General features: G+C 46.3%; 12 protein-coding genes. 3 read left to right on the forward strand and 9 right to left on the reverse strand.

The genetic code is table 11. The features are described 5' to 3' along the window. The 7 genes from miaA to BST99_RS03245 are packed head-to-tail and all read right to left on the reverse strand — an operon-like array spanning position 1 to position 7320. Positions 1 to 1401, reverse strand: a complete 1401-nt coding sequence (miaA, locus tag BST99_RS14870; protein ID WP_105000515.1) for a tRNA (adenosine(37)-N6)-dimethylallyltransferase MiaA — start codon at positions 1399 to 1401, stop codon at positions 1 to 3. Then, positions 1401 to 2174: an ion transporter gene (locus tag BST99_RS03220; RefSeq protein WP_105000516.1), complete on the reverse strand. Its 774-nt coding sequence runs from the start codon at positions 2172 to 2174 to the stop codon at positions 1401 to 1403. Before BST99_RS03220 ends, miaA begins: the two co-directional genes overlap by 1 nt. Before the next feature lie 53 nt (positions 2175 to 2227). Continuing rightward, positions 2228 to 3547 carry an exonuclease domain-containing protein gene (locus BST99_RS03225; RefSeq protein ID WP_105000517.1) on the reverse strand — a complete coding sequence of 440 codons (1320 nt, stop codon included), beginning with the start codon at positions 3545 to 3547 and terminating at the stop codon, positions 2228 to 2230. 2 nt (positions 3548 to 3549) lie between these two features. Continuing rightward, positions 3550 to 4218: a YggS family pyridoxal phosphate-dependent enzyme gene (locus BST99_RS03230; protein ID WP_394335602.1), complete on the reverse strand. Its 669-nt coding sequence runs from the start codon at positions 4216 to 4218 to the stop codon at positions 3550 to 3552. 9 nt (positions 4219 to 4227) lie between these two features. Beyond that, a complete protein-coding gene (locus BST99_RS03235; RefSeq protein ID WP_105000519.1) occupies positions 4228 to 5448 on the reverse strand; it encodes a DUF1015 domain-containing protein in 1221 nt (406 codons plus the stop codon). 3 nt (positions 5449 to 5451) lie between these two features. Next, positions 5452 to 6339: a 3-hydroxyacyl-CoA dehydrogenase family protein gene (locus tag BST99_RS03240; protein WP_105000520.1), complete on the reverse strand. Its 888-nt coding sequence runs from the start codon at positions 6337 to 6339 to the stop codon at positions 5452 to 5454. A 9-nt stretch (positions 6340 to 6348) separates the two neighbouring features. Further along, positions 6349 to 7320 carry a Gfo/Idh/MocA family protein gene (locus tag BST99_RS03245; protein ID WP_105000521.1) on the reverse strand — a complete coding sequence of 324 codons (972 nt, stop codon included), beginning with the start codon at positions 7318 to 7320 and terminating at the stop codon, positions 6349 to 6351. A gap of 111 nt (positions 7321 to 7431) precedes the next feature. Between BST99_RS03245 and BST99_RS03250 the strand changes: the two genes are divergently transcribed. Next, the gene (locus tag BST99_RS03250; RefSeq protein ID WP_105000522.1) at positions 7432 to 8073 is read left to right on the forward strand and encodes a protein-L-isoaspartate(D-aspartate) O-methyltransferase; all 642 of its coding nucleotides are present in this window, start codon (positions 7432 to 7434) and stop codon (positions 8071 to 8073) included. Here BST99_RS03250 and smpB read toward each other — a convergent pair whose 3' ends face one another. Further along, positions 8074 to 8535, reverse strand: a complete 462-nt coding sequence (gene smpB / locus BST99_RS03255; protein ID WP_105002419.1) for an SsrA-binding protein SmpB — start codon at positions 8533 to 8535, stop codon at positions 8074 to 8076. Between the two features lie 132 nt (positions 8536 to 8667). Here smpB and BST99_RS03260 point away from each other — a divergent pair, with 132 nt between their 5' ends. Together BST99_RS03260 and BST99_RS03265 are read left to right on the forward strand one after the other, a co-directional pair. Continuing rightward, entirely contained in the window at positions 8668 to 10092 is a 1425-nt protein-coding gene (locus BST99_RS03260) for a PorP/SprF family type IX secretion system membrane protein (RefSeq protein WP_105000523.1), read from the forward strand. Between the two features lie 119 nt (positions 10093 to 10211). Beyond that, on the forward strand, positions 10212 to 11603 hold the full coding sequence (locus BST99_RS03265; protein WP_105000524.1) for a PorP/SprF family type IX secretion system membrane protein: 1392 nt from the start codon (positions 10212 to 10214) through the stop codon (positions 11601 to 11603). A 58-nt stretch (positions 11604 to 11661) separates the two neighbouring features. On the opposite strand, the gene BST99_RS03270 is transcribed toward BST99_RS03265, so the two are convergent. Next, a complete protein-coding gene (locus tag BST99_RS03270) occupies positions 11662 to 12264 on the reverse strand; it encodes a TetR/AcrR family transcriptional regulator (protein WP_105000525.1) in 603 nt (200 codons plus the stop codon). Positions 12265 to 12336 lie beyond the last annotated feature (72 nt).

Consider the following 12336-nt stretch of genomic DNA (forward strand, 5'->3'; position numbering starts at 1 on the left):
CTAATGCTCTAGTTGATCTAGCGCATTCTCAACGGCCTCTTCGAGAGGCCATTCAACCGATATTCGAATGGCATCTTCAGGTTCTTCCAAGGCCTGAAATTGTGATTGAAGTAATTCAGGAGGCATAAAATGACCCTTTCTCTTGTTTAGCCTTTGGTAGAGATAGTCAAAGTTTCCTTGCAGGTAAATTGTTTGTACCCGAAGGTATTCATTGAGCAAGTCTCGGTAACTGCCTTTTAAAGCAGAGCAGGCGAGTACTACCCCCTTATCCTGATGGTCAAGTAGAACCAAGGCTAATTTCTGTAGCCAGGGCAATCGGTCCTTGTCATTTAAGGGTTTACCCGATTTCATTTTTGCGATGTTTTCTTCAGGGTGATAGTCATCGGCGTCTAGGTATGTAATATCCAACCGCTGGGCTATGGCGTTGGCTAGACTACTCTTCCCACATCCCGAAACACCCATAACCAATAGAACCGGAGCCGCTTGTTTTTTTTGAATCCAAGAATCGACTTGTGCCAGTTTGCGTTCATTGCTCCAACCCGTGGGCAACCAGTTGATTTTTTTGTTCTTTCGGTACCAGGTCAATTGTCTTTTAGCGAATCGACGGGTGTTCGTCTTTATGGCATCCACCGCTTCTTCCAAAGAGCACTCTCCAGAAAGATGAGAGAATAATTCTTTATAACCGACCGTATTGAGCGCATTCAATTTCCGGTGTTCATAAAGATTTCGAGCCTCTTCCAACAGTCCTTCATCCATCATGAGGTCTACGCGTTGTTCAATTCTAGCGTAAATCTGTGAGCGTTCTGCAGCTAATCCAATGTAGAGCTTGTTTTTGAGAGAAGGATCAGGTCCTTTTCTAAACGTACTGTAGGGTTTTCCTGAGGCCAGACAAACCTCTAGGGCCCTCATAAGTCTCATTGGATTCTGAAAATCGACCTGCTGGGCATACTCGGGGTCCAATTCATTTAATTTCATTTGCAGCCCTTCCAGCTCCTTTTCGGCAAACAGCTCACGAACTTCTTTTCGTATCTTTTCAGGAATCGCTGGAAAATCATTCAGGCCCTGAATCAAGGCATCAGTATACAAGCCGCTGCCGCCAACCACCAAGGCCTTGCCTTTGGTTTGGAGTAATTCTTGCACCAAGGGCTCGGCTTCTTGAGCGAATTGAGCTGCGCTGTATTCCTCTGAAATGCTGCGGTGTTGAATAAAGTGATGCGGCACTTGTCGGAGTTCTTCTGTGCTGGGAACAGCAGTTCCAATGCGCATTTCGCGATAAAATTGACGGGAATCAGCAGAGATGATTTCGGTCTTCCAATGTTGGGCTAAGGCAATGGAAAAGGCCGTTTTACCAATCGCTGTAGGTCCAACTAAAGCGGCAAGGGTTGTAGAATTCTTTTCCATTAAAGAAGGTCACCGCAGTTATAACAGTATTTGGCGCCATCCCGGTGATTTTCTACGGAACAGTTGGGACAGGCCTGTGTATTGGTATGGACATAGGATTCGCTACTGGTCTTTTTCTCGCCGGAATGCTTGGCGTATTCCACGGTCACTATTCCGGTTGGAACGGCGATTATACCGTAACCCATGACCATGATTATGGTGGCAATAAATTGCCCTAAGGTGGTTTGGGGGGCAATGTCTCCGTACCCCACGGTAGTCAAGGTAACGATGGTCCAATAAATACTTCTGGGAATACTAGTAAAACCCGATTCTTCTCCTTCAATCTGGTACATAATGGTCCCCATGATCACCGATAAGATCAATACCGTATAGACAAAAACTAAAATCTTGGCCCGACTTGCTCGGAGTGCCTTGCTGAGTTGGGATGCCTCTCCCAGAAATTTAACCAACTTGAGAATTCGAAACACCCTCAACAAACGGAAAGCCCGCACGGCCAAGAGAACCTGTGACCCCGCAAAAATATAGGAGAGGTACAAGGGGATAGTCGCCAATAAATCAATAAGCCCGTAAAAACTAAAAATGTAGCGAAAGGGCTTTTTGACACTGACGATCCTCAGGATGTATTCCAGGGTAAAAAACAGGGTAATTCCCCATTCAATCTTCAGAAATAAGTCGTGGTACTTGGCGTCAATATGCCCAACGCTTTCGAGCATGACCACTACCACACTGAGTAAAATCAAAAAGAAGAGAACCAGATCGAATAACTTGCCCATGGGCGTATCGGCCTCATAAATAATCTCATGTAGTCGGTTGCGTAGTCCCACCTTTAGTCTTTAAATTCAATCCGCTTAGCCTCGGGTTTCTGCAGAAGATGGTACTCCAACAGGTAACGGGTGTTGTGGTCATCTTTAACCGGGCTGAGCAACTTTTCTAAGATACTTAAATTATTAATCTGCCTTTCGAGCTCCGTAAAGCCGTAACCGATAAGTTGTCCGGATCGGACCAGGATCACGCTTTTTTCGCCCAGTTTTCGACCCTTATCGACCAGGGCAAAGGTTTTATTCCCGAGGCGTAGCTCTTCTAAAGCCTTTCCCCAACGTTTATTGTACTCCTCTGGGGCTTCGCTGAATTCGGATTCCTTATATTTTTTATCGGCTCGAAAGGGAAGGTTGTGGAGCTCTTGCCATTGGTTTAAGGCTTGTTGAGCAGCCAGGTAAGAAGGGAAGTAGAGCAAGCCATGTTCTTTCTTAACCGATTTGCGTATGCGTATGGCGCAGTAGCCCTGAACCGTATCTTCTACCCACTCATAACTGTAAAGCGGCTTGGATTTAAGAGGGTTGTGCCGAGGTCTTAATTTTTTGCGAAGCTGATACTCCCGCAATAGAGCGATGAGTTCTGTACCGCTCAGCTCGAAGGTGACCTCCCGGGTTTCTTTTTGCAAGCGTAAAGCGAGTTCTCCGGCATTGGTGAAGTGTTGGTTGACGCGCTTTTGAATGTTCTTCGTCTTGCCGGTAAAAATGACTTCACCGTCTTTGTTGTGTAAAAAGTACACCCCGATTTCGGCAGGCAAATTTTCGACGATATCCAGTTGTCGTTGAGAGAGTTCTCCGTACTCTTCTGCACGAATGACCGATTGTAGAATGGACTTGTTCTGGTCCTTGTTCAATAGAATTTCAAAAAGCTTCAGTGTGGCTAACGCATCTCCCTGAGCTCGATGCCGATCACTGACGGCTATGCCCAGGGAACGAACTAGTTTGCCCAGGCTGTGGCTTTCTGCATCGGGGATCAATCGCTTAGAAAGCTCTACGGTACACAAGGTTTTTCGTTGAAAATCGTAGCCCAATCGCCTAAATTCTGTTCTTAGAATTCGGTAATCAAATTGAGCATTGTGCGCAACAATGGTGGTGCCTTCTGTAATCTCAATGATTCGCTTGGCGAGTTCATAAAATTTCGGTGCTCCTTTTAGCATCTTTTCGTTGATGCCCGTGAGCTTGACCACAAAGGGCTGAATCCTCCTTTCGGGGTTAATCAGGCTACTGAACTGGTCGGTTACTTCTCTGCCATCAAAACGGTAGATGGCAATTTCCATGATTCCTTCCTCATTGAACTTGCCTCCGGTACTTTCAATGTCAAGTATGGAATACATAGTTAGGTGTAATTGCGGGCACCAAATATACTGCTTCCAATGCGTACCATGGTGCTGCCCTCCTCTAATGCGATCGGGTAATCTCCGCTCATGCCCATCGAGAGGGTATGCAGGAACATCCCCTCGGCCTTCAGTTGGTCGAAGAGTTCTTTTAGGCCTCTAAATTCTTGGCGGATCTGTTCTTTGTCATCAGTTAGGCTGGCCATCCCCATCAATCCTTCAATACGCGCAAACGGCCACTTTTCAGGACCATTTGTCAAGAGAATGTCTCGGACTTCTTCGATGTCCAAGCCGAATTTTGTCGTCTCTTGGGCAATATGGACCTGTAAGAGGCAGGGGATCACCCGATTGATTTTTCTTCCTTGTTTATCAATTTCATTGAGCAGGCGCAAACTATCTACGCCATGAATTAAGCTGATATAGGGAGCGATGTATTTGACTTTGTTGCGCTGGAGGTGACCGATCATATGCCATTCTGTGTCATCGGGCATGACCGGTTGTTTGTTTTGGAGTTCTTGAACTTTGTTTTCTCCAAATACACGTTGGCCTTGGTCGTATGCGATCTGCAGATCCTCGAGGGGTTTGGTCTTCGAAACGGCAACCAGGGTGGCGCGCTGTTGTAGTTCGGTCTGGAATTTTGTGAGAGCTTGAGCAATAGGGTGCATAGGCATGACCGATAATTAAAGTTCGTAAATCGTCAATCCACTGAGCAATTTAGGCTCGATATAGGTGCTTTTAGGGGGCATAAGTAAGGACTGATCAGCGATCTCTTTGAGTTGGTTAAATTCTACGGCTTTTAGAATAAAGGCGACAGCGAACTCCCCGCTGTCCACTTTTTCTTTGGCTTTGAAAAGGTTTTCTTTCTCTTTGCCGTAGGCGATGCGTTTGTCTTTGCGCAAATCCTCTATATTAAAAAGAGGCCGCAGAATCGTTTTATAAAGGATGTAGGAATCCAAAGAGTGAAGACCTCCTTCTTTTGGCAGGGCCTTTTTTCTCAAGGATAGGCGGTAGAACTCCCCTTCCAGGTACATGCCAAATTCGTGTTTGTTCTCGGGATATTCCAAGCCTTGTTGGGGGGGCGAAATCAGGTAGTTTTCGTCCAGTGCAATGAGCAGTTCTTCTTTGGTCAGGTTGCTCATATCTCGTAAGAGACGACTGAAACTGTACATGCCAATGTCGGATTCCGGAATGAGGTAGCTCATAAAATAGGCCGTTTTAGAATCTGGACCCGCCTTTTGATTTTGCGCTAACAGTGCCGAGGAGGCGCAGCGGTGATGCCCGTCGGCGATGTAGAGGGCCGGTATCTGCTCAAAGGCTACTTGGATCTCGGCCTGTACCGCAGGATCCTGGATAGGCCACAGCTGGTGCCGATTACCTTGGGTACAACTAAAGTCATAGACCGGTTTCTTCTTTGCCTGGCGCTCCAAAATTTTCTTGAGTCCAGCTTGATTGGGGTAGGTGAGTAGAACAGGTTCCGCGTTGAAACCTACACTTTCCAGATAACTCGCAAACATATCTTCGCGCTTTTGGATGGTTTCTTCGTGTTTGCGAATAAAACCGCTCTCGTAATCCGCCACCGCTGTTGCAGCGAAGAGGCCTGTGCAGATGAATTGTCCAAAATGAATGCGGTAGAGGTAAAAACAAGGTGCTTCATCCTTTAGGAATACCCCGCTCTGGAGGAATTCTTCATACCGGTTATGGACCAATCGGAAACGCTCAGGACCTGAGATATCCCGGTTGAATTTGAAGCCCGGATTCAGGATGTGCAAAAAAGAAAAAGGATTGAATTTAAGTACCGCCTGGCGTTCCTCTTCGCTGTACTCTTCGTAGGAGCGTGATGCCACCAGGCTGACCTTGTCTTCTGCGGGTCGAATAGCACGAAAAGGACGAATTCGGCTCATATCTTAAGCAAATTGAGCTGAAACGACCTCGGCCTTTTTACTATCGCTGTAATCGTAGAAACCTTCTCCTGATTTAACCCCCAATTTGCCCGCTCTGACCATATTAACCAGCAGGGGACAAGGGGCGTATTTTGGGTTCTTAAAGCCTTCGAACATCACTTCCAAAATGGAAAGGCAGACATCCAAACCAATGAAGTCAGCCAATTGCAAAGGGCCCATGGGGTGAGCCATCCCCAATTTCATGACCGTGTCAATTTCTTGAACACCAGCTACACCATGAAAGAGGGTTTCTATACTCTCATTGATCATGGGCATTAGAATGCGGTTGGCCACAAAGCCGGGGTAATCGTTTACCTCGGTCGGGATTTTCCCCAGTTTTTTTGACAGGTCCAGGACGGTAGTGGTTGTTTGGTCAGAGGTGCTGTATCCTCGAATGACTTCCACCAATTTCATCACGGGAACGGGATTCATAAAGTGCATACCAATGACCTGTTCCGGGCGCTGAGTGGCGGCGGCGATTTGCGTAATCGAAATCGAGGAGGTATTGGTTGCTAAAATACAGTGCTCCGGGGTGGACGCGTCTAATTCAGCAAATAGTTTCAGCTTGATATCTAAACGTTCACTCGCCGCTTCGACAACAAGATCTACATCAGCAACGGTCTTTTGAAGCTCGCTGGAGGTCGCAATTCTGCCCATGGTTTCAGTAACCGTACTCTCTTCAATACGGCCTTTAGAAAGCAAACGCTGCAGGTTCTTTTCGATAGTGGCCAGGGCATTGGCAAGGGCCTCTTCTGAAAGATCAACCAGGCGAACCTGGTATCCACTTTGAGCAAAAACGTGGGCAATTCCATTGCCCATAGTACCGGCACCGATAACGGCTATTGTATTCATATGACTTATTTAGGAGGGGGAATTAAACGATTCAATAATTTGTAAAGCCACTTCTAAGGCTTGCTTTCCTTGCTTTAAGGAGACCACAGGGGTCGTGTTGTTTTCGATAGCGTTAGCCAGGCTGTTTAGCTCATCAAGTATGGCATTGTTGGGGGCGACATCAGGGTTTTCAAAATAAATCTGTTTTTTGATGCCTTCCGCATTTTGAAGGATCATATCAAATTGCCCTGGTTCGGTTGGCGCGTCCTTCATTTTGACCACTTCGACCTTCTTCTCGAGGAAATCAACCGATATGTAGGCATCTTTTTGAAAGAATCGCGATTTGCGCATGTTCTTCAAGGAAATCCGGCTCGCGGTTAGATTCGCCACACATCCGTTTTCGAATTCAATACGGGCGTTCGCGATATCGGGGGACTGACTAATCACAGACACCCCGCTGGAGCTGATTTTTTTAACAGGAGAGTTGACTACACTGAGTACGACGTCGATGTCGTGGATCATCAAGTCCAGGACCACAGGTACATCGGTACCGCGAGGGTTGAATTCTGCCAAGCGATGTGTTTCGATGAACATGGGTTGATCCAATTGGTCTTTCACCGCCAGAAAAGCAGGATTGAAACGCTCTACATGACCCACCTGACCTTTAACATGCTTTTGATCGGCTAAATCAATGAGGCCTTTGGCTTCTTCGAGGGTATTGGTAATGGGCTTTTCAATAAAAATATGCTTGCCCTTTTCAATTGCTTTGATAGCGCATTGATAGTGGGAAAGAGTGGGTGTTACAATATCAATAACATCGACCTGATCAATCAACTCATTTAGATTGTCAAAAGCCCGGAATCCGAATTCATCTGCAACCCGTTTTGCGTTAATCGCGTCTTCATCATAGAATCCGACCAATTCGTATTGATCCGATTCTGCGAGTAGTCTCAGGTGGATTTTGCCCAGGTGGCCAGCACCTAGAACTCCGGCTTTCAGCATGCTAAAGAATTTGTGCAAAAATACGGAAGTAAAAGTGTTTTGCAGGGGTCATTTTGGGTGCGTTTTCCTGATAGAAGTTCTTAAATTCGCAAGCGTTGCCAGTCACTAACAATGAACGACAGTCTCAAACACCAAGGATTAAGAAACCAATTAGTCAAGCTCCTTCAAGAGAAAGGTATTAAGGAGCACAAGGTATTAGAAGCCATAGGGGCCATTCCCCGACACTTGTTTCTCGATAGTAGCTTTGAAGCGCATGCCTACCAAGACAAGGCCTTTCCTATTGGGGCTGAACAGACTATATCTCAACCCTACACCGTGGCTTTTCAAACTGAACTACTGCAGCTGAGCCCGGGACAGACTGTTCTAGAGATCGGTACCGGAAGCGGGTACCAAACCGCGGTATTATGCCATTTAGGAGCCAAGGTCTACAGTATTGAACGCCAGCGTGAATTATTCAAAAAAGCCGAACGTTTTTTTAAGGAACTTCCCTACAGGCCAAAGAAACTCATCTTCGGGGACGGCTACAAAGGCTATCCGGAACAGGCACCCTTTGACCGAATTTTAGTAACGGCTGGCGCACCGGAACTACCGCGCGCTTTGCTTTCTCAATTGAAAATTGGAGGGCGATTGGTCATCCCTATTGGAAGAGATACGCAATTGATGACCTTGTATACCCGGAAGTCCGAGAAGGAATTTGAAAAGGAAGATCACGGCAATTTCCGCTTTGTACCTCTTTTAGAAAACAAGAACTAATTAGTTGTTGAAATTCTTCTTGATGCGGGAAAGCTGACGATCGCTGTCCTGTTTTTTAAGGCTCTCTCGTTTGTCGTATTCTTTTTTCCCTTTCGCTAATGCAATGGCCATCTTGGCCAGGCCTCTTTCGTTGATGAAAAGACGCAACGGAATGATGGTAAGGCCTGATTGTATGACTTCTCTGCGGAGTTTCTTTAATTCTCGACGCTGTAAAAGAAGCTTTCTTGTCGCCTTAGGGCGGTGGTTGTAGTAACCGCCGTGGCTGTACTCTTCAATCTGCATATTGACAACAAAGAGTTCGCCACGTTCATTAAACTCGCAGAAACTTTGAGACAAAGAAGCCTTTCCCAGACGAATCGACTTTATTTCGGTTCCGCCCAGAACAATACCCGCTACGTATTGATCGAGAATTTCGTAATCGAATCGAGCCCTTCTGTTCTTTATGTTGATCTGCTTTTGCACAGCCTGCAAAGTTACTCGCAAAAAAAGTTTAAACAAATGCCAGAGAAAATGAAAGAATAGAGGAGAAGTTACAATGCTTCATCTATATTTGTCAAATGTCCGCTGCCTCAAACAGACAGGGCGTAACTACTTATGAAACAGGTCATTCACCCCACTTGGTCGCTGTCAAAAGGGATTTTTGCCTGCTTGTTGGTTTTTTGCCTGACAAGTATGCAACTCCGCGCCCAGATCGCTTATTTGCCCGATGGGTTGCGCCAGCACAACCTGACCCGCTACAACGCCAGTTTGATCAACCCCGTTTATTCTTTTGATTGGAACCAGCCCAACTCCTTTGCAGCCTGGACCCGTTGGCAATGGAATACCCTGGACGGAGCTCCTACGACCAGTTATTTCAGTTACTCCCACATGCTGGGCTACGATGCCACCGTTGGTGTAGGCTATTTTGAAAACAATACGGGGACTCTTACTCGAAAAGGAGGTTTGGCCAATTATGCCCACGCCCTTTATTTTACCGATAGCTTTAAATTGGTTTTCGGGGTCAATGTTTTTGCTTTCTCAGAACAACTTTCCGATATCAACTTTCCGACTTTGATTCCGCTTACTGCAAATCAACTCTCGGGGGAATCAAACTTTTTACTGTACATCACGCCAGGAATTCGAGCAGACATCGGAAAGTTTAGCCTAGGACTAGCTTTAGAAAACGCTATCGATTACAATTTGACTCAGGGAGAAAGGGCAGAGGTTGCTCGTTTGTTTTCGGCCATTGGCTCCTATGATTTTAGACTGGGCGGACCCGATGATTTTCCGACCTATTTAAGGCCTTTGGCTTACTTCCGTTCCGATCCCTTTTACGATTCTCAATACGGCTTGAATATGTTCTTCGCTCACCGCAATTTTTGGGTGCAGGGGGGATATAACAGCTATTACGGAGTATCTGCTGGCGTCGGCGCGACGGTGTTTGATCGCCTTTCTTTAGGGGCAACCATGGAATGGGGAGCTATGGATCCCATAACGGAACAAGGTTCCACTCTGGAGCTTCAATTGGCTTACCGAATAGGAAAACTTAAGCGACCTGCTCCTCCGGCGGAAGAAGAGCCGGAAGAAATAGAGGAGGATCCAGAAGCGGCGAAGAGAGCAGCAGAAGAGGCCGCCGCCGCAGAGGCAGAACTTCGAAGAAAGATGTTGGCCCAACAGGATTCTATTCTCAATGCACGCCTTAGGGAACAGCGCCGTTTGGATTCTATTGCAGAAGCGAACAAGAAGGTGGAGTACCGTTCTGATGAAAAATTTGAGGAAGTCGCCACCATGGAAGGCTTGCAACCCGGGTTCTACTTAATTGCCAATGTATTTGGAACCCAGAGGTATTACGAGACATTCATGAGCTCTTTACAGAATCGCGGCTTGAATCCACAGTCGTTTAAGCGCGGTTTGAACGGATACAACTACGTTTACCTCAAGCGTTTCGATACGCTCGAAGAAATCCGCGAAGCCAGAGATACCAAGTTCTATGGAAAATACAGTGGACCAACTTGGATATTTAGGGTAAAGGAGGAGTAATTACCTGTTAAAAGCTAGTGGATAAAAAGTAAAAGCGAAGCCTAGCTCCGCTGTATATTTCAATATCTTAGCCCACAAAACCTCTTATAAACGCTTATTCAGTCTAGAAGAATAGGACTATGAAGAAAACCTTTGTCGCTTTTTGCGCTCTATTTTTATTGGTAAGTAGCTTTTCTTTTGCACAAGGACTCGATTTACCAACCGATTTTAGACAACACAACATCACACAGTTTAACGCCAGTTTGTTTAACCCGGCTTATTCCATTGACCGGGATGATCCGGCTTCCCTCTCCGTATGGTCCAGGTGGCAGTGGCAAATGATTGATGCCGATTTCACCACACTTTACGCGAACTACAGCCAACAACTTGGGGAGAGAGCATCCTTTGGAGTGGGATTTCTGCAACACAGCACTGGTGTCTTTGTGAATCGCGGTGGAGTATTGAACTTTGCTTATGCCTTTCCTTTGGGAGGGAACAGTCAACTGATTTTGGCGACCAATATCATTGGAAGCCACAAAGAGTTGGACGATGAAGAGGATCGCTTTGTACCAACAGCAGCATTGGATATCCCTGCACTTGAAGCCACAACCGGTTTAGTCTTCGCGATCAATCCAGGGATTCGCCTAAAATTGAACCGCTTCGATTTGGCGCTGTCCAGCGAAATGGCCTACGATTACAACTTCGAAACAGAAGCGCGCGAGACTACCGATATGCAGCGTATTTTTGCGGGAGCCATGAGTTATGAATTCCCTCTTGGGGGTAACGGAGCCATTTTACGCCCACTGGCTTATGCGCGTTACTCTGAAGTGATGGACGTGAGCTATGGGGGAACGCTTCTTTTTTCTACTCCTAAGTTTTGGCTGCAGGGAGGCTATAATGATTTTTATGGCGCCTCAGGAGGTGCCGGGGTAACCTTGTTTGGAAAGTGGTCTGTCGGTGGTTTGGTCGAGTTCGGATTAGATAGTCCGGTGAGTGACGCCGACCCAACCATTGAATTGGTTACTTCTTATCGTTTTGGTCCTCGCAAGGCCAGAGCCAAAAAAGAGGAAGCGGAGGATCAAGATGAATTGGACCGTATTGCCCGGGCAGAAGAAGAAGCCAGAAAGAGAGAGGAGGAGCGCCAAAAGGCCATTGCTAAACAAGATTCTATTTATAAAACTAGACTGGCCGAACAGAGACGTTTAGATAGTATCGCTCGAGCGCAAAGAGATGCAGAAGAGCTCAACTTGAGAACTGGCGAAAAATACGAGGAGGTGACCAATGCGGATGGCTTGGCCCCGGGATACTATTTGATTGCCAATGTGTTTGCGACTCAGAAGTACTTTGAGCGCTTTATGACTCGCCTGCAGCGAGACGGATTGGATCCCAAGTCGTTCTACCGTGGATTGAACGGCTACAACTACGTTTACCTCGATCGATTCAATACCTTAAGTGAGGCTCGGGAAGCCAGAGACACCCAATATTTTGGAAGGTACTTTGGCGAAACCTGGATCTTCAGAGTGAGGCAATAAAGAAAAAAGCCAGGTGAAGAACCTGGTTTTTTATGCATTAAAAAGGCCTTTACCGGTATCAAGAGGTCATTCTCAATTCTTTTTTGGTGAGGTGTTCTAGGTAAGAAACAGTGTTGATGAGGTATTTTCGATCACGGGTTAAGGTGGCCATTACCACTCCACCTTGCAGTATGGTGAAAAACTGTTTTGCAAATTGCAGTGGAGGCAGAAGGATGTGAAATTCATTTCCTTTGACCCCTCGATCCAAAATTCCTGCAATTCGGGTCTCAATTTCTTTGACGGTTTGTTTGGCTGCTTTAGCGAGTTCAGAATTGTTGTTCTGTGCATCCACGCCAACATTAACCAATGGACAGCCTCCCATAGGCATGGTGAAGGCGTCGTAATGCCGGTAGAAGTGCAGTAGCCCGAAAAGTTGGTTTACGGCTTTTGGATCGTCATTACTAACCCGATCCAATTCACTAAGCAATAGCTGGCTGTTGTATTCAAAAGCCGCAAGGGCCAAGGCTAGTTTATTTTCGAAGTTTCCGTAAATCGCCCCTTTAGTTAGCCCAGTGGCCTGAGTCAACTGACTCATGCTCGTTCCTATATATCCGTGCTTATTAAAAATGGGTGCTACGGTCTCAATGATAAACTGGGTGGTTCTTTCGGCTTTTCCGGACATAGGTGGACAATTTACGCTAATATATAATATACTCAATGGTATACAAAAAAGGGAGTCAACGACTCCCTTTTT

This window comes from Aureicoccus marinus, assembly GCF_002954325.1.
Classification (GTDB): domain Bacteria; phylum Bacteroidota; class Bacteroidia; order Flavobacteriales; family Flavobacteriaceae; genus Aureicoccus; species Aureicoccus marinus.

Coding starts and splice junctions, on each gene's coding strand:
- miaA (WP_105000515.1), bottom strand. CDS start 1,401: ATGGAAAAGAATTCTACAACCCTTGCCGCTTTAGTTGGACCTACAGCG.
- BST99_RS03270 (WP_105000525.1), bottom strand. CDS start 12,264: ATGTCCGGAAAAGCCGAAAGAACCACCCAGTTTATCATTGAGACCGTA.
- BST99_RS03250 (WP_105000522.1), top strand. CDS start 7,432: ATGAACGACAGTCTCAAACACCAAGGATTAAGAAACCAATTAGTCAAG.
- BST99_RS03240 (WP_105000520.1), bottom strand. CDS start 6,339: ATGAATACAATAGCCGTTATCGGTGCCGGTACTATGGGCAATGGAATT.
- BST99_RS03225 (WP_105000517.1), bottom strand. CDS start 3,547: ATGTATTCCATACTTGACATTGAAAGTACCGGAGGCAAGTTCAATGAG.
- BST99_RS03235 (WP_105000519.1), bottom strand. CDS start 5,448: ATGAGCCGAATTCGTCCTTTTCGTGCTATTCGACCCGCAGAAGACAAG.
- BST99_RS03230 (WP_394335602.1), bottom strand. CDS start 4,218: ATGCCTATGCACCCTATTGCTCAAGCTCTCACAAAATTCCAGACCGAA.
- BST99_RS03220 (WP_105000516.1), bottom strand. CDS start 2,174: ATGGGCAAGTTATTCGATCTGGTTCTCTTCTTTTTGATTTTACTCAGT.
- BST99_RS03265 (WP_105000524.1), top strand. CDS start 10,212: ATGAAGAAAACCTTTGTCGCTTTTTGCGCTCTATTTTTATTGGTAAGT.
- BST99_RS03260 (WP_105000523.1), top strand. CDS start 8,668: ATGAAACAGGTCATTCACCCCACTTGGTCGCTGTCAAAAGGGATTTTT.
- BST99_RS03245 (WP_105000521.1), bottom strand. CDS start 7,320: ATGCTGAAAGCCGGAGTTCTAGGTGCTGGCCACCTGGGCAAAATCCAC.